The organism is Mesorhizobium sp. RCAM 06353, assembly GCF_059683585.1.
The window spans coordinates 3292482-3311181 of sequence record NZ_CM185031.1 but is presented as its reverse complement, the minus strand read 5'-3'; the positions used below and the strand labels follow the sequence as shown (position 1 = coordinate 3311181).

Here is an 18700-nt window from a genome sequence, read left to right as displayed (position 1 = left end):
CCCGGCTTGCGCACCGCGCCCCTCGAGGCCGGCCCGCGCAGCGGCTTCGATAGATCCACCACCAAGCGTTTTATCCTGCCTGTCTGCATGGATGAGCAGAGGGCCGTGGCCCCGAGACGATACAGGCCTTGCTGTTATTAAAAATTGCCCATAAGGTATTTTCACATTAGAAAGAAAAATCCGTCGATTTATCTCATTTGTGAAAGACAGACACTTTGCGGGAACATCTCGATCTGACTGATCGGCGGCTGGTCAAACAGCTGTCGCAGGACGCCCAGCCGGGCATCAACCGCCTCGCCGAATTGTTGGCGATTTCGGTGCCGACGGTGCGCTCGCGGCTGCGCAATCTGCTCGATCGCAATCTGCTCAAGATCGTCGGGCTGTTGAACCTGACCGAGCGGCCCGAACTGATCTCGGCCATTGTCGGCATCAACGCCCAGGGGCGCGGCCGCGCCCGCGAACTGGCGCAACGCATTTCCGAATTGCCTTTCGTCAACTCGGCTTCGGTGGTCACCGGGCGCTTCGACATTATCGTCGACGTGACCGTGGCCGGCGACGTCGCCGATCTCTACCGCGTCACCAGCGAGCTGATCCCGGGCGCCGGCGAGCCGGGCGAAGTCGTGCGCAGCGAGACCTTCGTCGTCATGGCGTCCTGCAACAAATGGGTCAGCCTTCCCGAGGGCTGCTGGTCTGACGACCGCAAGGAGCCGGCATGAAGATCGCCGTTCTCGGCGGCCTCGGCCTGCAAGGCCGGGCGGCCATCGCCGATCTCGTTGCCAGCGGTGTCGAGGAGGTGATCTGCGTCGACACCGCACCGGATGGTGCGGCCCGGCTGGCCGATCTGACCGACCTTTCCCGTGTGCGCTTCGTGGTGCCCGAAGGCGAGATCGGTCCGGCTCTGGCCAGCGTGCTGGCCGATGCCGACGCCGTCATCGATCTGCTGCCGCAGCCGCTGATGCGCGAGGCGGTGCAGGCCGCCATCGCAACCCGCACGCCGCTGGTCACCACCAATTACGGCAAGGCCATCGCCGACCTGGCGCCGGCCGCCGAACAGGCCGGCGTGTCTGTCATGACCGAATGCGGGCTCGACCCCGGCATCGACCTCGTGCTCTACGCCCGTGCCGCGAAGCAGTTCGATACCATCACCGCGATCGATTCCTATTGCGGCGGCATCCCCGAGCCGAAGGCGATGGCCAAGCCGCTTTGCTATAAGGTGAGCTGGAACTTCGACATGGTCCTGGTCAGCCAGAACCGCGACAGCGTCATGATCGAGGACGGCGAACGCGTCGCCGTGCCGGCCGCCCGTCAGCATGACAGTCATTTCATCCACGAGATCGAGGTCGCCGGCCTTGGCCGGCTGGAAGCCTTCCCCAATGGCGATGCGCTGCATTATGTCGAGATGCTTCCGGCCGCCAAGGGGCTGCAGCGCTCCGGCCGCTACACGCTGCGCTGGCCCGGATGGTCGGCCTTCTGGGCGCCGCTGAAGGAGCTTGGTTTCCTGTCCGAGGACAAGGTGCCCGGCACCTCCAACAGCCCGCGTGAATTCCTCGGCCGGCTGCTCGGCCCGCAACTGCAATACGGTACCGGCGAAAAGGATTTGTGCGTCATGCGCAATGTCTTTTCCGGCCTCGAAGCCGGTCGCGCCAAGACGGTGACATCCGATCTGATCATCGAACGCGACCTGGCCTCCGGCCTGTTCGGCATGAGCCTCGGCGTCGGCTATCCCGCCAGCATCGTGGCGCAGATGCTCGCGCGCCGAGAGATCACCACACCGGGCCTTTTGAACCCGCTGCTGCATGTGCCCGATGGCCCCTTTTTCGATGCGCTGGCCAGGCGCGGCATCAAGGTCACGGAAACGGTGGCCTGGGACTGAGAGTTTTCGAACGGCCCGCCGGCAAACGGCGCCGCCGCTCAAAAAAGCGCCCAAGGGAATCCGCGGGCAAAACAACAACCAACAGGGAGGAATACCAAATGAAGATTGCCAGACTTTTCATCGCCGGACTTGCGCTCGCGGGCTTGACCGCTGCCGCCAGCGCCGGAACGCTGGACGAGATCACCAAGCGCGGCGAACTGCGTGTCGCGGTACAGACGCAAGGCCCCCCTTCTCGCTGGTCGGCGCCAACGGCGAACGCACCGGCAGTTCGGTTGAACTCGCCGAACTGATGGCCAAGGAAATGGGTGTGAAAATCACCTTCCTCGACTTCGACTGGGACGGGCTGATCCCGGCGCTGCTTTCGGGCAAGGCCGACCTGCTGGTCGCCGACATGACGCCGACGCTGGCGCGAGGCATGAAGGTCGCCTTCACCACGCCTTACATGTATACGGGCAGCACCGTCTTCACCAAGGCCGACAGCAAGTTCAAGACCACCGAGGACTGCAAGGCCAAGGGCACCAAGATCGCTGTTCTGCTCGGCGCCACCGGCGAGAAGGAAGCCAAGACCGCCTTCCCCGATGCCGACATCAAGAGCTACAAGGGCGGCGGCCCGCTGCTGCTCGACGCCGTCAACAACGGCCAGGCCGATTGCGGCGTCAACGACATCTCGGCGGTCAAGGGTCAGCAGACGGCCTACCCCGCCGGCACCTTCACCGTCATGCCTGACTTGCTGTCGAAGGAGCCGCTTGCCTTCGCCACCCGCTATGACGAGCCGGACCTGCTGATCTGGATGAACCTGTTCCTCAACCAGGTCACCATCGACGGCCGCCTGCAGAAGAACCTCGACTACTGGGTGAATTCCGACGCCTGGAAGAAGGATCACTAAGCAGCGATAGATCCCGACGGTTTCGCGCGCGCTCCGGCGGCGCGAGACCGTCCGGAATTCGCTTCGTCCGTCTCGAGGACACGCCAGCGATGCTCGAAAATTTCAGCTTCCGCACCATCGTCGAATATCTGCCTCTGTTTGGGCAGGGCCTGGTCACGACCGTCTGGCTGTCGGCGCTGTCTTTCATCGGCGCGCTGGTCGTCGGCATCGTGCTGTGCGCCATGAACCTCCAGCGCGGCTGGCTGTTTCGCGCCCCGGCCAAGGCCTATATCGACGCCGTGCGCGCCACGCCCTTGCTGGCGCAGCTCTATTTCCTCTATTTCGGCCTGCCCCGGCTCGGCTTCGTCCTGCCGGAGCTCGTCGTCGGAATCCTGGCGCTGTCCTTGAACAGTGGCGCCTATATCGCCGAGATCATTCGCGCCGGCATCCTGTCGATCCCGCGCGGCCAGGTCGAAGCCAGCGTCGCCTCGGGCATGACCTATGTCCAGCGCATGCGGCTGGTCGTGCTGCCGCAAGCCTTCAAGGTGACGATCCCGCCCCTGCTCGGCCAGGCGATCGTGCTGGTCAAGGATTCCGCATTGCTGTCGCTGATCTCGGTCGCCGAGCTGACCCGCGCCGGCCAGCTGCTTGCCTCCGACCGCTTCATGCCGGCAGAAGGCTTTCTCACCATCGCCGCCTTCTACCTGCTGCTCTACTACTGCTTGAAAGGGCTGGCCGTTCTCTCCAGCCGCTGGCTCGGCACGGCGGGGGCGCGGACATGATCTGGCAACAGTTCCTCAGCCTCGCCGGTTCCTATCCCCTCGCACTGCGCGGCCTCGGCATGACCGTGGTGCTGTCGCTGATCAGCCTGGTGCTGGGCACCTTGCTCGGCTTCGGCCTCGGCATCTTGCGCACCGGCGGCAACCGCCTGATCTCGGGCGTCATCGGCGCCTGGGTCGACCTGATCCGCGGCACGCCGTTCCTGGTGCAGATCTTCCTGATCTTCTTCATCCTGCCGGAGTTCGGCATCGAGCTCGACGCCTTCACCGCCGGCATCATCGCGCTGACCAATCTCGCCGCCTGCTTCATCTGCGAGATCGTCGCCGCCGGCATCCGCTCGGTGCCGACCGGCCAGGTCGAGGCGGCCCTTGCATCCGGCCTGTCGCGCTGGCAGCGCATGCGGCAGGTGGTGCTGCCGCAGGCGATGCGCATCGTGCTGCCGCCGCTGGTCGGGCAATATGTGCTGCTGATCAAGGACTCTTCCGTCGTCTCGGCCATCGGTCTGACCGACCTCACCCGCGTCGGCTGGCTGGTGGTGCAGCGTGTGCCGAACGGCCTGCTGGTCTTCTTCCTGGTCGGCGTCGGCTATTTCATCGTCTGCTATCCCCTGATCATGCTGGCCCGCCGGCTCGAACGCCGCATGGGTGCGGCCCATGGCGAGGTGCAGCTGTGACATCGAACCCCAAAGGTCCAACCGATATGACGAGGCCGAGCCCGACAAAAACCGGCTCTAACAAAACCGGCATGATCGACTTTCGCGGCGTCAACAAATGGTTCGGCACGCTTAACGTATTGAAGGACATCACGCTCAGCGTCGAGCCGCGCGAAGTGGTCGTCGTCTGCGGCCCGAGCGGCTCCGGCAAGAGCACGCTGATCCGCTGCATCAACGGCCTGGAGACGATCAAGGACGGCGATCTCATCGTCGACGGCCAGCGCGTTGGCGACCCCGCCACCAACATGACGCAGCTGCGCACCGAGATCGGCTTCGTCTTCCAGTCCTTCAACCTCTACCCTCACAAGACCGCGCTCGAAAACGTCACGCTGGCCCCGATCCATGTCCGCAAAATCCCGCGCACTGAAGCCGAAGAGGCCGGCCGCGAACTGCTGGCCAAGGTCGGCCTCGCCGACAAGGTCAACGCCTATCCGGCACAGCTCTCCGGCGGCCAGCAGCAGCGCGTGGCGATTGCCCGCTGCCTCGGCATGCGGCCGAAAATCATGCTGTTCGACGAACCGACCTCGGCCCTAGACCCGGAGATGATTTCGGAAGTGCTCGACGTCATGGTGGCGGTCGCCGAGGAAGGCATGACCATGATGGTGGTGACGCACGAGATGGGCTTTGCCCGCAAGGTCGCCCAGCGCGTCGTGTTCATGGACGCCGGCGCCATCGTCGAAAGCGGCACGCCCGACGAGTTCTTCTCGCACCCCAAGACCGATCGCAGCCGGGCGTTTCTGAGCAAGATTCTCAGACATTGAGGGCGTGCGACAATGCCTTGATTACAGCGACACGCCCAGTTCGTGCAGTGCGGCCTTGGCCGCTTGGTATTCATAGAAGCCTTTGGGGCAACCGCCGATGGCGGCCCGGTAAAGCTGCAACGCTTCATCGTTTTGGCCCTGCAGCCGGCTGAGTTCGGCCGTATAGAAATTGGCCTCGCAGACCTGCCCGGTTTTCGTGGTCGCATCCGGATCTTCGGCGGCCTTGAGTGTATCGGCCGGTGTCTGCTGGCCAAGCAACATCCGAACCACCGGCGCCGGCCATTTCATCATGTCGACCTTGCCGATCCAGCCCTGCAAATGACTGCCCAGGCCGGCGCGCCGATTGGCCAGATCCAGCCAGATCGCGGAATAGGCAAAGTCGGGCTCGAGCGTGGCCGCCTGTTCGAAATCGGCCCGCGCCTTGGCCAGCGCGCCGGAGTAGAACGAGACAATCCCCCGGTCAAAATAGGCGTCGGCGTTTTTCGGATCGAGGGAAATCCCTTTGTCGAAGTCGGCTAGTGCTCGCGCATTGTCGCCCTTCTTAGCCCATGCCATCCCTCGACCGGCGTATGCTGCGGCCAATTCGGCGTTGTTTGGATCGAGGCTGATTGCTTCGTTGTAGTCCGCGACCGCTCGATCATCGTCGCCTTTATGCCCCCATGCGAGGCCTCGGTTGTAATAAAGTATGGCATGTTTCGGCTCGAGGCTGAGCGCCTGGCCATAGTCTGATATACCGCGGTCATAGTCACCCTTGGCAACCCACGCCAGGCCTCGATTGTTGTAGGCGTCGGCTTCTTTCGGATCGAGGCTGATTGCCTGGTTGTAGTCTGCCATAGCGCGATCGACGTCGCCCTTCTTTCCCCATGCAACGCCTCGGTTGAAATAAGAGTGCGGATATTTCGGATCGAGGCTGATTGCCTGATTGTAATCTGCGATCGCGCGATCATTGTCGCCTTTGTGTGCCCATGCCACGCCCCGGTCGGAGTAAGAGAGCGCCTGTTTCGGATCGAGGCTGATCGCCTTGTCGAAGTCCGCAATGGCACGGTCATCGTCGCCCTTCTCCTCCCATGCGATGCCTCGATTGGAATAAGGAAGGGCACGTTTCGGGTCGAGGCTGAGCGCCTGGCTGTAGTCTGCTATGCCGCGGTCATAGTCACCTTTGGTAACCCACAGCAGGCCTCGATTGATGTAGGCATCGGCCTTTTTCGGATCGAGGCTGATTGCTTCGTTGTAGTCGGCGATGGCACGGTCATTATTGCCCTCGTTCGCCCATGCGACGCCACGGTTGGAATAGAACACGGCGCTTTTCGGATTGAGGTCGATAGCCCGATCGTAGTCTGATATAGCGCGGTCGTTGTCACCTCTGGCAACCCACAGCAGGCCTCGATTGTTGTTGGCATCGGCGCTTTTCGGATCGAGGCTGATTACCTGGCTGTAGTCCGCGATCGCGCGGTCATTGTCGCCTTTGTGGGCCCATGCCATGCCTCGGTTGAAGTAAGAGCGCGTATTTTTCGGATCGAGGCTGATCGCATGGTCGAAGTCGGCAATGGCACGGTCATTGTCGCCCTTCCTCACCCATGCGATGCCTCGATTGGAATAAGCGACGGCATGTTTGGTATCGAGGCGGATGGCTTGCTCATAATCGGCAATGGCGCGGTCGTAATCGCCCTTGGCAGCCCACAGCAAACCGCGATTGTTATAGGCATTGATGATCTTGGGATCGAGGTTGATCGCCTGGTCGTAGTCGGTCATCGCACGGTCATTGTCGCCCTTGCGGGCCCATGCCAAGCCTCGGTTGAAGTAAGACAATGAAGACTTCGGATCGACACCCACAGCCTTGTCGTAGTCGGCAATGGCGGCGTCATCGTCGCCCTTGCGGGCCCAAGCCATGCCTCGGTTGGTATAAGAGGCGGCCTGCTTGGGATCGAGCCTGATCGCCTGGGTATAGTCGGGGATGGCGGCGTCATCGTCGCCCTTGCGGGCCCATGCCATGCCTCTGTTGGCATAAAACGCGGCACGCTTGGGATCGAGGCTGATCGCCTGGGTATAGTCGGCGATGGCGTGATCGTCGTTGCCCGTGGTGGCCCAGATCAGACCTCGATTGTTATAGGCCTCGGCGAATCTCGGGTCGAGACTGATCGCCTGATCGTAGTCGGCAATGGCATGGTCATGGTCGTTCTTGTGCGCCCATGCGATACCCCGGTTGAAATAGGAAATCGCATGCTTCGGGTCGAGGCCGAGCGCCTGGTCGTACTCGGCGATGGCGCGATCATTGTCACCCCTGGCAACCCACACCAGGCCTCGATTGTTGTAGGCATCGACATTCTTGGGATCGAGGCTGACCGCCTGGTCGTAGTCGGCCATCGCGCGATCATTGTCGCCCTGGTGCTGCCATGCCATGCCTCGGTTGTAGAACGCCTCGCCGTTTTTTGGATCGAGCCCAATCGCCTGGTCATAGTCGGCAATGGCCTGGCCGTAGTTTCGCTTTGATTCCCAGACATTGCCGCGCATGACGTAGGCGACGCTACGCCTGCCGGCGGCGGCGTATTCGATGACTTGCGTACAGGCCGCGATTTGCCGGGCTGTGTCGACCTTTTGGCCGATGCAATCGGTATAGTTCGGGTCGGTCTGCAAAAACCGCGCGAATACCATCCCGACAACAATGATCACCAGCGTGATAAGCCAGTACCATTTGCGGACCAGCGCGATCAACTCGCTCTTGATCATCGAGACCCCATTCGATTTTCGGCCAAGTGCTTCGACCTGTCGCTGCTGCCTTGAGCTTATTAGCCAAGGTCGAGCATTGCTTCCAACCACTTCCAGGTGATCTCGGGATTTTCGCGATCCGCGGCTCTTACTGGCGGCAAAACCGGCCAAGGCTCGCATAATTCTTGCGCGGGCCCTTGACCCGCCACGCCTCGGCCCATTCGTCAGGCCCGCGAAAGAAGAAGCGCCCGACATAGAGATCGGCGCCGCAGAGATGGCGCACGGTCTGCACCGCCTTTGGCTCCAGCGCGATGAAGTCGCGGCCATCGGCATGCAGAATGCTCGTCGAACGCTCGCCCGGCTCGAGCCGGTAGCGCCGGCTTGCCGGCATTTCGCGGGAGCCGATCCGCATGATGCCATGCTCGCTGAAGGCATCAGCCGTGACCACGGCGTCGCCGGCGAAGCGGTAGGTCTCGTCGGCAAGGAAATCGATCATGGTGCGGCGGACTTTCCAGTCGCCGACAAGGCTGTCTGTCATTGCCTCACCGGCCTGTCCGACGGGACTAGGTGTGTTTCCTCGGCCGGATGCTACAGCGCGGCGCGTGTCCATGAAGCGATGAACCGCCCTCACGGCGCCTTGCCCATGACACGCAGCGCGTTGGTGGCGGCGGTGTACTCAATGAAATCCCGAGGACAGCCGCTCAGGGCCAACCGGTAGAGCCGCAAGGCCTCGTCGTCGCGATGCTGCAGCCGCAGGAATTCCGCCGTGTAGAAATTCGCCTCGCAGACCTGCTCGTTTTTCTTCGCCGCGTCCCGGTCGTCAGCGGCAGCGAGCACCGCCTCCGGCGTTTGTTCGCCCAGCAGCATGCGCACCAGCGGCGCAGGCCATTTCGTCATGTCAAGCTCGGCGTCATGCAGGATGCTCGGCTGCCCGTTGCGCCGCCGCGCAAGGTCCGCCCAAATCGCGTAGTAGGCATCCTTCGGCAGCATCTTGGCACCCTGCTCAAGGTCGGCCTGCGCGCCTGCCGGCGACCCAACGTAAAACCGTGCGATGCCCCGGCCCTGATAGACGCCCGCGGATGTCGGATTGAGGCGCACCCCTTCATCGTAGTCGGCTAAAGCGTCGCTGTAGGCGGTCTTGTAGATATTGGCGAGGCCGCGCGTTTCATAGGCGGGGATGTAGAAGGCATCGAGGTGGATCGCCTGACTGCAATCGGATATGGCGCGGTTGTATTGCGCCTCGTAGACCCAGACACGGCACCGGCCGACATAGGCGCCGGCGTAGTCCGGACTGAGCATGATGGCCCTGTCGTAGTCCGCCATGGCATAGCCGAACTGGCCCTTGCGAGCCCAGGCGGCGCCTCGGTTCTTGTGCGGCCGCGCATAACCGGCGTCGAGGAGGATCGCCACATTGTAATCGGCAATCGCACGGTCATACTCACCCTTGTCCATCAGCGCCAAGCCCCGGTTGTCGTAAGGCTGCGCATATTTGGGATCAATGGCGATCGCCTGGCCATAGTCCGATATGGCACGGTCGAGATCGCCCTTGTCCGACCACGCCAGGCCGCGATTGTTGTAGGCCCTGGCGTAGGTGGGATCGATGCTGATCGCCTTGTCGAAATCAGCTACGGCGCGGTCGGCGTCGTGCTTCTGCGACCAGGTCCAGCCACGATCATTATAGGCTACCGCATCTCTGGGATCGACATCGATGGCCTGCCCGTAATCGGCGATGGCACGATCATAGTCCTTCTTGCCAAACCACAGATCACCACGATTGCGGAAGGTCTCGGCGTCCCTGGGGTCGATCCTGATGGCCTCGTCGTAGTCAGCGATGGCGCGATCGGCGTCGCCCTGCTTGACCCAGGCGTCGGCGCGCCAGCGATAGGCATCAACATGCTTCGCATCGAGGCTGATCGCCTGGCCGTAGTCTGCTATGGCGCGTTCCGGATTGCCCTTGGAGGTCCAGGCCAGCCCGAGGTTGAAATACTGATCGGGATTCTCGGGATCGAGAAAGACCGCCTGACTGTAGCTGGTAATGGCGCTGTCATAGTCGCCCTTGCGCAGATACGCATTGCCAAGGAGGTTGTAGACATCGCTGGTTTGCGGTTCGAGACTGATCGCCTTTTTGAAATCGGCGATCGCGCGGTCTTCGTCGCGCTTCTGGGCGTGCCAGATCAGGCCCCGGTTGGCATAGGCAAGGGAAAATTGCGGATTGAGCTCTATCGCCCTGCTGTAGTCGGCGAGCGCGCGGTCACAGTCCTTCTTGTGGCTCCAGGTCAGGCCACGATTGTTGAGGGCATCGGCGTCCTTGGGATCGAGTTCGATCGCCTTGTCGTAATCCGACAGAGCGCGATCATATTCGCCGGCCGCGTCCAACGCGTTGCCGCGATCGAAATAGGCAATTTCCCGGTCGCTTGCCGAGGTCGCCTTGTCCTCAATCACATTGGTGCAGGCAACGATCCGGTTGGGCGGCGCAAGCTTGTCATTGGCGCAGACATCCATGCGGCTGTCGGCGGCCATGGCGGGAGCGCCGAGCGCCAGCAGGATGGCGAGACAGGCGAGAGGCTGCCGCGCCTTGACAATCGATCTCCGGAATCTGGGAAGCATCATGTCAGCAGTTTTTGAAGCACAATTGCCGGTTGTTGGCCCTCTACCGACTTGATCAGGCAAATTCTTGATCGCCGCAAGTCACCGCAGAAAAGAAATCCGCTCAGCCAGGCCCGGTTCCACGCCCGTGCGTCCCGGCCAGATGTTCATCCGATCGCGCATAGCGCGATGGCTGGCCGGCTCCCCATAGGGAGCCGGCTGCCTTGTGAGTAGGCCTAAGAGAATGGGCGGCTCAGGCCGCAGTCGGATAATCCGTATAACCCTTGGCGTCGCCGCCATAGAACGTCGCCTTGTCCGGATCGTTCAGTCCGGCATTGCGCTTCAGCCGGCTGACGAGGTCGGGATTGGCGATGAACAGCTTGCCGAACGCGACAAGGTCGGCATAGCCGTCCCCGACAGCCTTTTCGGCTAGGTCCTTGTCATAGCCATTGTTCACCAGCCAGGCGCCGTTTCCACCGGCCTTGCGATAGGTGGCCTTGAGTTCTTCGTAGTCGAACGGCTTGTCGCCCTGACTGAAGTCGCGGGCGCCGCCGGTCGCGCCTTCGACGATATGGACGTACGCCAGGCCGCGGCTGCCAAGACCCGCCACGACATGGTTGAACAGCGGCTGCGGATCGGAATCCGACGTGTCGTTGGCGGGCGTTACCGGCGACAGCCTGATCCCGGTCTTGCCGGCTCCGACGGCGCCCGTGACCGCGTCGACCACCTCGAACAGGAAGCGCGTCCGGTTCTCGATCGAGCCGCCATACTCATCGGTGCGATGGTTGGTGCCCGAGCGCAAAAACTGGTCGATGAGATAGCCATTGGCGCCATGGATCTCGACGCCGTCGAAACCCGCTATTTCGATCGCCGCCTTGGCGGCGCGGCGGAAATCCTCGACGATTCCGGGAAGTTCGGCCGCTTCGAGCGCGCGCGGCTCGGAGGTCTCGGCGAACTCGCCGCTGCCATCCGGCTTGACCAGGAAAGTCTTGGAGTTTGCCCTGATCGCCGACGGCGCCACCGGCTTGCCGCCGCCGGGCTGCAACGTCGTGTGCGAGATGCGGCCGACATGCCAGAGCTGCACCACGATCTTGCCGCCGGCCTTGTGAACGGCGTCGGTAACGCGCTTCCAGCCGGCAAGCTGATCCGCGCCATAGAGGCCGGGCACGTTGGCGTAGCCCTGGCCTTGATGGCTGATGGCGGTGGCTTCGGTCACGATAAGACCAGCCGTGGCGCGCTGGCCGTAATAGGTCACCGAGAGGTCGCCGGGCACCGCATTGGGCGAGCGATTGCGCGTCAGCGGCGCCATGACGATGCGGTTCGCCAGCGCGAGATCGCCGGCCCGCAAGGGATCAAAAAGGGTAGCCATGAGAAATGCCTTTCATGCATTGGGGGGATTTGGGGAGGATCGTCAGAGATCGGAATCGTCAGAGATCGGACAGGGCGGCCTGGAAGGCGGCGATGGTTTCTTCGTTGCGCTTGTAGAACACCCATTGGCCGACCCGACGCGTTGTCACCAGATCGGCTGACGCCAGCGTCGCCAGATGCGCCGAGACGCTGGACTGCGCCAGGCCGCGATTGTCGAACTGGCTGGCGCAGATGCCCATTTCGAGCGGATGCGCCTGCGCGGCGAAGTGCTGTTCAGGCTCCTTCAGCCACGCCAGCACATCGCGCCGAAACGGATGCGCCAGTGCCTTCAATATGATGTCACGGTCCATCTTCACCTCGCATCGATCTCAATCGATATATAGATCGGACGGAGGCGATATGGCAGGTAATCCATTCCATTTTTGCCGGCGATCGGAGAAAAGCCGCTGTCCCCTATGGCACGGTGCCGGAATCAATGCCTCGGGCTGCGGAAGCCTGTGCCGCCTCGCGGTGCTGGGTGCACGACGACGGTGCGGCTACCGAAATTCGTACAGCGGCAGATTGATGTCGTTGCACAGATTGCTGCAGAGGGCTTGGATGTAAGCGGGGTCCATGCCGACTTCGCGGGCGCGGGCGAACGCTTCTTTCGCCTCCTTGAGCTTGTGAACCTTCAGGTAGTCGGAGGACCTGACCAGCCAGGCGATCGTCACCAGCGAACGGTTGAAGGGGGATGGCAAAAGCGAATAGGCTTTCTCTCCATATTTGATAGCGCCATCGACGTCGCGATCGCGAAACAATCTTAGCCTGGCATAAGTGGCATTCATGGTGCCCGAGTTCGGATCCTCCTCCAAGGCGCGGAGGTAAATCCGGTCGGCCACGGTATGGTCGCCTCCCATCTCGTAGGCCATTGCCAACAGATTGTCTTCAGGAAGATGCCGCCTGTGGTAAAGGTCCATGACGTCACCGTAGCGGCCCTGCACGACCAACATTTGCGCTTCGCGATGGCCCATCAACGTGACGTCGTAGCCCTTGAGGCCGCCCTCCTCGAGAAGCTGCGACATGACCGCAACGTCACCGAGGCTAAGAGCCAATCTGAAGCGCATCTGCCACACGGACGCGGCCTGTTGCGGATCATCCCTGATCTTGTCGAGGATGACGATCGCGGCGGCGGCGTATTCGGGCCGAAACTGGGGCCGGATGCCCCAATCGTACAGATATCCATCTGCCAGCTTGAGGCGAGCGGTTTCGTACAAGAGTGCGTTTGAAGGCGGCTGTTTGGCTTCAATTCGCTGGGTCACCTCCGTCAGCACATCCAGGAGACCCGCCTGGTATAGATAGCCTGACAGGCACGCGTGGATGACCTCGGTGAGTTTGCCCATGCCTGGTTCGAGTGCGTATACCTGATCGGCCAGGGCGACCGCGGCGTCGTGGTTGGAGGCGCCCTGCAGTTTGGTGATCGCCAGGATTGCTTCGGCCATCGCGCTGGTCTTTCCGACCGTCTTGGGCAGCGCCGTCCTTGCCCATGTCAGCGCCTCCTCGCGGTGGCCCAGCCGTTCGAACATTAGCGACCAGGTGATGTCGACCCAGGGGTCCGCGGCGTCGAGCGCCTGCGCCTTCTCGAGCTGCTTTCGCGCTCCCGCCGGATAGCCGGAATAGATATAGGTGCGAGCGCCGTAGATGTAGGCCGGTTGATAGGACGGATCGAGCTTCTCCAGTTCCTCGAACATGATGAAGAAGGATTTGCTCGCGAGCGCCATCCCCATATAGGCGGCTACACTCAGCCACTTTGCCCGGATCGCTTCAACCTGCGCGGGAACGAAATCCGGGTGTGCGGCGACGAAGGCCTGAATTTCGGCTCTGATCTTCTGGTCGTTTGCAGCTGTCCAGCCGTCGACCGCGCTGATCAGCTGCATGAATTTTTGTTGATCCGGCTCGTTGAGCTTTTCCCGCCAGGGCTCTGCTGCCCGTGCGGCGCCCAATTGAGCACCCAGCATCAGGACCAGAAAAACGGCAGTCCACGCTTTGACTGTGGCAAATCTCATGTCGTTCTCACCGATTTCTACGCGGCAAGAATGCATCACGCCAAGTTAATACCGGTGCAAACCGATTGTTCGATTTTTACTGGGTTCATACTGGCGACTATTTGCCGGATGACGACCTGGACCTGTTCCACACTCTCTCGCGGAACCAGAATTCCCCTGGGCCGCAGTCACACGACCGCCAGCACCTTGCCGGTATCGTGCTGGCGCACGAAATCCACACGGCTGCCGTCCCAGTGGTAGCTGTAGTGCCGCCCCTGCACCGGAATGGGGATAACATCGGGCCAGAAGATGCCGATGCATTGGCCCCCCGGCATGCGCACGCTGTTCCACACCAGCCCGTCGCTGCCGGCGGCACGAAGCGCCCGCCCCTCCGCCTGCGAGGCGGTGTAATCGTCGGGGTCGAGCACGCCGGGCACCGCGTTGACGTCATCGAGGTCGCGGTCGACGCTGCCGATCAGCACGCGAAAATCCGCCGTCCAGCCCGGATCCTCATTGGTGGCGCGCATGAAGTTCTGGTGATGGTGGATGGTTTCGGCCAGCGCCACATCCTCGCTGTCGCCGGCATAATAGAGGCCGTAGCTGCCATCCGAGAAGCGGCCCGGCCGCAGCGTCGAACAATGCACGAACGGCGCCATGACGAAGCTGGCGCCGGGGCCGGACACCCGCCTTGCGGCCGTAACCTTGCCGAGGTCGCCGATCTCCAGCCGGATGCGCGGATTGGTCTTCTCCTCGACCGAGGCCAGCGCCTCCCAGTCGCGCGGATCGGCAATGTCCTCGAACAGGTCGATCGGCGGATGGATGGAGCGGATGATGCGGAAAGTCTGGTGCCAGTGGACGCGGCGCCGGACCGCAAGCCCACTCACCATGCACCACGCTCCGCATCGAGCCATTCGCGCATGGCGGCAAGGTCGGAGATTTCGCCGCGCAGCATCAGGTCGAGCGCCGACTGGCCGCCGAAAGTGGCATTGGGCTTGCGGATCCAGGCATAGCCGCGCGCCGGCTCGGTGAAGAGGTAGCGCAGCCCCTTGTGGATGCCCATCAGATGCGCCATGCGGGTCCGCAGATCGCGGTCGATGCGACCAATGCCGCCTTCCTTCCAGCGCGCCCCAGTCTTCCAACGTGCCCAGGTGCGTGCTGACATGCCGCCAAGCAGGATGCAGGCCTCGAGATCGTTGAGGTTCCACGCCTTGAACAGATTGACCGTGGTGCGCGCCAAAGCGCCGGCCTCTTCATCCGAAATGGCTGACCCGACCGTGGCCGGCGTGGTGACGATGGACTGAAGCTGCATGTTTGCTCACCTCTGCTATTGGCAAAGATATAGCATGTATTTGCCAATTGGCAAGAAGCGCTTAAATTCAGGCGCCTGGAATGGCAGCGTCGCGAGGCAAGAGTCCGCACCGTTCCTTTGCATAATCCCAAGCAGAAAAAGGCGGATCGACTCGTCGCCCGGGCGGTGTCTTGATGAACGGATCCGGGCCAAACAAACTGTATGTCGCAAACCGCTCTTCGGGAGTTGCTCCCGGTTTGAAAGCATTCTCCAAGTCGCCGTCGACTATGGCGCGGCAGTGGGCCACCGCCTCTTCATAGGTTGCGAATTGTCCGTCCAGATAGCGATGACTCTCGTCACGATAGTGGAAATTATCGTCGACGAAGACCTGGTAGAGACTCTCGTCGGGCTCCAACATTTCCAGCTCCGGCTCATCCGCGGTTCGTGCGGGACACACCCAGGAATTTCCGCAACACCATCATAAATGCCCGGTGGCCGGCCGCAACCAAGCTCGATAAGGCCGCCACGTCAATTCCTGGGCGTGGCGGCCTCGGATGCCAAACAGATGAAACACTTCGGGCCGGCATTACCGCCGGCCCCAAACCGCGTCGCGCTTACTCAGCCGCCTCATAGCCCGCGATGCCCTTGATCTCGAGGAAATCCTCAAGCCCATATTCGGCGTATTCGCGGCCATTGCCAGACTGCTTGTAGCCGCCGAAGGGCAGGCCGGCGTCCCAGGTCGGATAGTTGATGTAGACATTGCCGGAGCGCATGCGGGCCGCCACGTCGCGGGCCTTCTGGATGTCCTTGGCCTGGATGTAGGAGGCAAGGCCGTAGACGGTGTCGTTGGCCTGCTCGACCGCCTGTTCGACCGTGTCGTAAGGCAGGATCGCCAGCACCGGTCCGAAGATTTCCTCGCGTGCGATGCGCATGTCGTGGGTGACGTCGGCGAACACGGTCGGCCTGATATAATAGCCGCGGTTGAGTTCGGCCGGGCGGCCGGGGCCGCCGGCGACCAGCGTCGCCCCCTCGTCGATGCCGGCCTGGATCAGGTCCTGGATCTTGTCGAACTGGACCTGGCTGACGACAGGGCCAAGCTTGGTGTTGGCGCCGTCGGCCGGGCCGACCACGAACTTCTCCGCCGCCGCCTTGGCGTGAGCAGCGGCCTCGTCGTGACGCTCGCGCGGTACGAACATGCGGGTCGGTGCATTGCAGGACTGGCCGCTGTTGCTGAAGCAGCCGGCGACGCCCTTGCTGACGGCGGTTGCGAGGTCGACATCCGGGAACAGGATGTTGGCCGACTTGCCGCCCAGTTCCTGATGCACGCGCTTGACCGTGTCGGCGGCGGCCTTGGCCACCAATATGCCGGCCCGGGTCGAACCGGTGAACGACATCATGTCGATGTCGGGGTGGCTGGACAGCGCCTGGCCGACTCCGGGGCCGTCGCCATTGACGAGGTTGAACACGCCCTTCGGCACGCCAGCTTCGTCGATGATCTCGGCGAAGATGATGGCATCGAGCGGCGCGATTTCCGACGGCTTCAGCACCATGGTGCAGCCGGCGGCAAGTGCCGGGCCGACCTTGCAGGTGATCTGGTTCAGCGGCCAGTTCCACGGCGTGATCAGACCGACGACGCCGATCGGCTCCTTGACGATCAGCGCGCTGCCCTTGACGTGGCGGAACTGAAAAGTTTTCAGCACTTCGGCCATTTTGGTCAGATGCGCCAGCCCAATGCCGACCTGGCTGTCGAGCGCCATCTGGCGCGGCGCGCCCATTTCGCGCGACACGGCCAGCGCCAGATCCTTGGAGCGCTTCTTGTAGACCGCGATGACGCGGTTGAGGATATCGAGGCGCTCTTCCACCGAGGTGAAGCCGTACGAGTTGAAGGCGCGCTTGGCGGCTGCCACCGCCTTGTCGACATCGGCCTTGGAGCCGAGCGAGATCTGCGCGAAGGCATCCTCGTTCGACGGATCGATGACATCGAGCGTGTTGGGCACTTCAGGATCGACCCACGCGCCATCGATATAGAACTGCAGATTGTGTGACATGGTTTTCTCCCTGGGGGCGCCGCATGGTCGTTCCGGCCGTGATATCTGGCTAGAGATAACGATGCACAAACCGCGCTGTCAAACACAACCCCCGAACTGGTTGAGCCAGCGCTCCCAGTGATTGAGCCAGACGCCTTGGACCAGCAGACCTGACCGTTTTCGATGGCGGGATGAATTACAGCAGCGTGTGTCCTGCCTCGACCAGATGCTGTCTCGCCGCTGCCTGATCCGCCGCTTTCACCAGCAGATGATCGCCGTCGAAGGTGGACACCAGGAAGATGCCCAGCCCGTTTTCCGACAGCGGCTGGATGACCGACAACACGATGCCGGTTTCGTCGAAAGCAAAGGGGCCCTGCAATTTGAAGGCGATCCAGTCGCCATCGTGCTTCACCGTGCCCGGAACGCGATCCTGCAGGCATGTGATCGAAAGCTCGTTGTCGGTCCTGGTGATGCCGACGAAGCCCGGCCCGTCCGCCCAGCCGGGAATGCTGTCGCTCGCCCCGAGCCGCGAGATCGCGTACGATCCGGGAAGTTGCCTCAATTTGACCCTGGCAGCCATCGTTGTGCCTCCGATTTGCCCGCTATCGCGTCAATCTCTTGCTCATATAGACCGTCATGCCGCCCATGAACGGCTCCTCCCGGTCGATCGTATAACCACGCATTTTGTACAACAACACATTGGCCTCGAAGGCGCCGTTGGTCAGCAGACGCAGCTCGGGGCGACCGGCTTCGAGCGCCTTCTGTTCGGCCCGCTCCAGCAAAAGCCGGCCGATTCCTCCCCTGCGCCTCCGGCGCGACGCAGACATTCTCGATCCAGAGATGATCGTCGGCCAGCATGGTTTCGATCATCCCGACGATGCGGCCGTCCGCGACGGCGAGCTCGAAGGGATGCTCGGCAACGGCCTTCTCGTAATCGGCGCGCATCGGCAGCGGCTCGCGGCCTATTACCGGCACCCACTTCGCATAGGCTGATCGCACGATGTCCCTGATCGCGGCGGCGTCAGCAGGCTCGGCAGGCCGAAACCGGATGGAATTGTTTGTCATCAAAAATGCTCCAGGCATGAAAAACCCCGCCGGCGTGGTCGCGGGCGGGGCTGGAAACGAACGAACCGGATCTATCCTGCCGGGTTTTGTCTTCGCGCATTCAGCTCGCCGCTCCGCACTGGGCGGCGGCGTCGCTGGGTGTTGGTGGGCGCGAGGGCGAACATGGCGCCAAGCTGGCGCAGGAAGCATGGCGCGTCAAGATTTGAAAACTTGCGGCGCCCCCCAACGCTTCGTCATCCACGGGCGGAGCAGCCGCGTAGCGGCGTCGCGGAGACCCGAGGATCCATGCCGCGACCTTAGCTGTGGAGTGCAGCGGTGCAGAATTCTGGACCGTAGTGACGCTTCAGAGTCCCGGCATGGATCCTCGGGTCTGCGCCGCGTCGCTACGCTCCTTGCTCCGCCCGTGGATGACGAAGCGTTGGGCTGCTCCGCCAATCGCCAAGGCGTACGGCTCTTCCATGCGAACGAACGTCAAACATCTGCATCGCGACCTAATACGCCTGCGCCGTCGGCCGAAACAGGATCTCGTTGCTGTCGACCTCGTCGGGTTGGCTCATGGCGAACACCACGGTCCTGGCGAAGGAGTCCGCCGGGATCGCCACCCGGTCATAGAGCGCGCGCACGCTCTCGGCGACATCGGGGTCGTCC

21 protein-coding genes and 1 pseudogene are annotated in these 18700 nt (G+C 62.4%); 7 read left to right on the top strand and 15 right to left on the bottom strand.

All coding sequences use genetic code 11. The features are described 5' to 3' along the window. The first annotated feature begins 215 nt into the window (after window positions 1-215). The 7 genes from AC56QX_RS15820 (at window position 216) to AC56QX_RS15790 (ending at window position 4991) form a co-directional block, all read left to right on the top strand. On the top strand, window positions 216-716 hold the full coding sequence (locus AC56QX_RS15820) for an Lrp/AsnC family transcriptional regulator (RefSeq protein WP_497117199.1): 501 nt from the start codon (window positions 216-218) through the stop codon (window positions 714-716). Further along, a complete protein-coding gene (locus AC56QX_RS15815) occupies window positions 713-1873 on the top strand; it encodes a saccharopine dehydrogenase family protein (protein WP_497117198.1) in 1161 nt (386 codons plus the stop codon). Before AC56QX_RS15820 ends, AC56QX_RS15815 begins: the two co-directional genes overlap by 4 nt. Before the next feature lie 98 nt (window positions 1874-1971). Further along, a complete protein-coding gene (locus AC56QX_RS15810; protein WP_497118083.1) occupies window positions 1972-2163 on the top strand; it encodes a hypothetical protein in 192 nt (63 codons plus the stop codon). Then, window positions 2109-2759 (top strand): ABC transporter substrate-binding protein, encoded by a 651-nt coding sequence (locus AC56QX_RS15805; protein ID WP_497117774.1) that lies wholly within the window; start codon window positions 2109-2111, stop codon window positions 2757-2759. Before AC56QX_RS15810 ends, AC56QX_RS15805 begins: the two co-directional genes overlap by 55 nt. 89 nt (window positions 2760-2848) lie before the next feature. Further along, window positions 2849-3520, top strand: coding sequence for an amino acid ABC transporter permease (locus tag AC56QX_RS15800; protein ID WP_497117196.1), 672 nt, complete (start codon window positions 2849-2851; stop codon window positions 3518-3520). Then, window positions 3517-4191, top strand: coding sequence for an amino acid ABC transporter permease (locus tag AC56QX_RS15795; RefSeq protein WP_322415398.1), 675 nt, complete (start codon window positions 3517-3519; stop codon window positions 4189-4191). Before AC56QX_RS15800 ends, AC56QX_RS15795 begins: the two co-directional genes overlap by 4 nt. A gap of 71 nt (window positions 4192-4262) precedes the next feature. Further along, window positions 4263-4991 (top strand): amino acid ABC transporter ATP-binding protein, encoded by a 729-nt coding sequence (locus tag AC56QX_RS15790; RefSeq protein WP_497117195.1) that lies wholly within the window; start codon window positions 4263-4265, stop codon window positions 4989-4991. A 21-nt stretch (window positions 4992-5012) separates the two neighbouring features. Here AC56QX_RS15790 and AC56QX_RS15785 read toward each other — a convergent pair whose 3' ends face one another. The 15 genes and pseudogenes from AC56QX_RS15785 to AC56QX_RS15715 all read right to left on the bottom strand — a co-directional run bounded on the left by AC56QX_RS15785 (window position 5013) and on the right by AC56QX_RS15715 (window position 18675). After that, window positions 5013-7502, bottom strand: a complete 2490-nt coding sequence (locus AC56QX_RS15785) for a tetratricopeptide repeat protein (RefSeq protein WP_497117772.1) — start codon at window positions 7500-7502, stop codon at window positions 5013-5015. Window positions 7503-7845: 343 nt separating this feature from the next. Beyond that, window positions 7846-8235 carry a DUF6314 family protein gene (locus AC56QX_RS15780; RefSeq protein ID WP_497117193.1) on the bottom strand — a complete coding sequence of 130 codons (390 nt, stop codon included), beginning with the start codon at window positions 8233-8235 and terminating at the stop codon, window positions 7846-7848. A gap of 89 nt (window positions 8236-8324) precedes the next feature. Next, complete coding sequence (locus AC56QX_RS15775; RefSeq protein ID WP_497117192.1) at window positions 8325-10307, bottom strand: tetratricopeptide repeat protein; 1983 nt, start codon at window positions 10305-10307, stop codon at window positions 8325-8327. A gap of 229 nt (window positions 10308-10536) precedes the next feature. Then, entirely contained in the window at window positions 10537-11652 is a 1116-nt protein-coding gene (locus AC56QX_RS15770; RefSeq protein WP_497117191.1) for an alkene reductase, read from the bottom strand. A 58-nt stretch (window positions 11653-11710) separates the two neighbouring features. Continuing rightward, complete coding sequence (locus tag AC56QX_RS15765) at window positions 11711-12001, bottom strand: ArsR/SmtB family transcription factor (protein ID WP_497117190.1); 291 nt, start codon at window positions 11999-12001, stop codon at window positions 11711-11713. A gap of 186 nt (window positions 12002-12187) precedes the next feature. Then, window positions 12188-13693, bottom strand: a complete 1506-nt coding sequence (locus AC56QX_RS15760; RefSeq protein ID WP_497117189.1) for a tetratricopeptide repeat protein — start codon at window positions 13691-13693, stop codon at window positions 12188-12190. A 167-nt stretch (window positions 13694-13860) separates the two neighbouring features. Continuing rightward, a complete protein-coding gene (locus AC56QX_RS15755; protein ID WP_497117188.1) occupies window positions 13861-14559 on the bottom strand; it encodes an RES family NAD+ phosphorylase in 699 nt (232 codons plus the stop codon). Beyond that, window positions 14553-14981 (bottom strand): MbcA/ParS/Xre antitoxin family protein, encoded by a 429-nt coding sequence (locus AC56QX_RS15750; protein ID WP_497117186.1) that lies wholly within the window; start codon window positions 14979-14981, stop codon window positions 14553-14555. The genes AC56QX_RS15755 and AC56QX_RS15750 overlap by 7 nt, the downstream gene beginning before the upstream one ends. A 67-nt stretch (window positions 14982-15048) precedes the next feature. Continuing rightward, window positions 15049-15378 (bottom strand): hypothetical protein, encoded by a 330-nt coding sequence (locus tag AC56QX_RS15745; RefSeq protein WP_497117185.1) that lies wholly within the window; start codon window positions 15376-15378, stop codon window positions 15049-15051. 196 nt (window positions 15379-15574) lie between these two features. Next, a complete protein-coding gene (locus AC56QX_RS15740; protein ID WP_497117184.1) occupies window positions 15575-17008 on the bottom strand; it encodes an aldehyde dehydrogenase family protein in 1434 nt (477 codons plus the stop codon). 175 nt (window positions 17009-17183) lie between these two features. After that, window positions 17184-17567: an ACT domain-containing protein gene (locus AC56QX_RS15735; RefSeq protein WP_497117182.1), complete on the bottom strand. Its 384-nt coding sequence runs from the start codon at window positions 17565-17567 to the stop codon at window positions 17184-17186. A 22-nt stretch (window positions 17568-17589) separates the two neighbouring features. Beyond that, complete coding sequence (locus AC56QX_RS15730) at window positions 17590-17814, bottom strand: hypothetical protein (RefSeq protein ID WP_497118081.1); 225 nt, start codon at window positions 17812-17814, stop codon at window positions 17590-17592. 28 nt (window positions 17815-17842) lie between these two features. Then, window positions 17843-17932 (bottom strand): annotated as a pseudogene (locus tag AC56QX_RS15725) (GNAT family N-acetyltransferase); the annotation flags it as partial. A gap of 76 nt (window positions 17933-18008) precedes the next feature. Further along, window positions 18009-18152 carry a hypothetical protein gene (locus AC56QX_RS15720; RefSeq protein WP_497118080.1) on the bottom strand — a complete coding sequence of 48 codons (144 nt, stop codon included), beginning with the start codon at window positions 18150-18152 and terminating at the stop codon, window positions 18009-18011. 391 nt (window positions 18153-18543) lie between these two features. Continuing rightward, window positions 18544-18675, bottom strand: coding sequence for a hypothetical protein (locus tag AC56QX_RS15715; RefSeq protein ID WP_497117180.1), 132 nt, complete (start codon window positions 18673-18675; stop codon window positions 18544-18546). Between the last annotated feature and the right edge of the window lie 25 nt (window positions 18676-18700).

What these genes read in the sequence shown, in the direction of transcription:
- AC56QX_RS15815 (WP_497117198.1), top strand. Translation starts at nt 713, where the DNA reads ATGAAGATCGCCGTTCTCGGCGGCCTCGGCCTGCAAGGCCGGGCGGCC.
- AC56QX_RS15810 (WP_497118083.1), top strand. Translation starts at nt 1,972, where the DNA reads ATGAAGATTGCCAGACTTTTCATCGCCGGACTTGCGCTCGCGGGCTTG.
- AC56QX_RS15800 (WP_497117196.1), top strand. Translation starts at nt 2,849, where the DNA reads ATGCTCGAAAATTTCAGCTTCCGCACCATCGTCGAATATCTGCCTCTG.
- AC56QX_RS15795 (WP_322415398.1), top strand. Translation starts at nt 3,517, where the DNA reads ATGATCTGGCAACAGTTCCTCAGCCTCGCCGGTTCCTATCCCCTCGCA.
- AC56QX_RS15790 (WP_497117195.1), top strand. Translation starts at nt 4,263, where the DNA reads ATGATCGACTTTCGCGGCGTCAACAAATGGTTCGGCACGCTTAACGTA.
- AC56QX_RS15785 (WP_497117772.1), bottom strand. Translation starts at nt 7,502, where the DNA reads ATGCGCGGCAATGTCTGGGAATCAAAGCGAAACTACGGCCAGGCCATT.
- AC56QX_RS15780 (WP_497117193.1), bottom strand. Translation starts at nt 8,235, where the DNA reads ATGACAGACAGCCTTGTCGGCGACTGGAAAGTCCGCCGCACCATGATC.
- AC56QX_RS15775 (WP_497117192.1), bottom strand. Translation starts at nt 10,307, where the DNA reads ATGATGCTTCCCAGATTCCGGAGATCGATTGTCAAGGCGCGGCAGCCT.
- AC56QX_RS15770 (WP_497117191.1), bottom strand. Translation starts at nt 11,652, where the DNA reads ATGGCTACCCTTTTTGATCCCTTGCGGGCCGGCGATCTCGCGCTGGCG.
- AC56QX_RS15765 (WP_497117190.1), bottom strand. Translation starts at nt 12,001, where the DNA reads ATGGACCGTGACATCATATTGAAGGCACTGGCGCATCCGTTTCGGCGC.
- AC56QX_RS15760 (WP_497117189.1), bottom strand. Translation starts at nt 13,693, where the DNA reads ATGAGATTTGCCACAGTCAAAGCGTGGACTGCCGTTTTTCTGGTCCTG.
- AC56QX_RS15755 (WP_497117188.1), bottom strand. Translation starts at nt 14,559, where the DNA reads ATGGTGAGTGGGCTTGCGGTCCGGCGCCGCGTCCACTGGCACCAGACT.
- AC56QX_RS15750 (WP_497117186.1), bottom strand. Translation starts at nt 14,981, where the DNA reads ATGCAGCTTCAGTCCATCGTCACCACGCCGGCCACGGTCGGGTCAGCC.
- AC56QX_RS15745 (WP_497117185.1), bottom strand. Translation starts at nt 15,378, where the DNA reads ATGTTGGAGCCCGACGAGAGTCTCTACCAGGTCTTCGTCGACGATAAT.
- AC56QX_RS15740 (WP_497117184.1), bottom strand. Translation starts at nt 17,008, where the DNA reads ATGTCACACAATCTGCAGTTCTATATCGATGGCGCGTGGGTCGATCCT.
- AC56QX_RS15735 (WP_497117182.1), bottom strand. Translation starts at nt 17,567, where the DNA reads ATGGCTGCCAGGGTCAAATTGAGGCAACTTCCCGGATCGTACGCGATC.
- AC56QX_RS15730 (WP_497118081.1), bottom strand. Translation starts at nt 17,814, where the DNA reads ATGTCTGCGTCGCGCCGGAGGCGCAGGGGAGGAATCGGCCGGCTTTTG.
- AC56QX_RS15720 (WP_497118080.1), bottom strand. Translation starts at nt 18,152, where the DNA reads ATGCGCGAAGACAAAACCCGGCAGGATAGATCCGGTTCGTTCGTTTCC.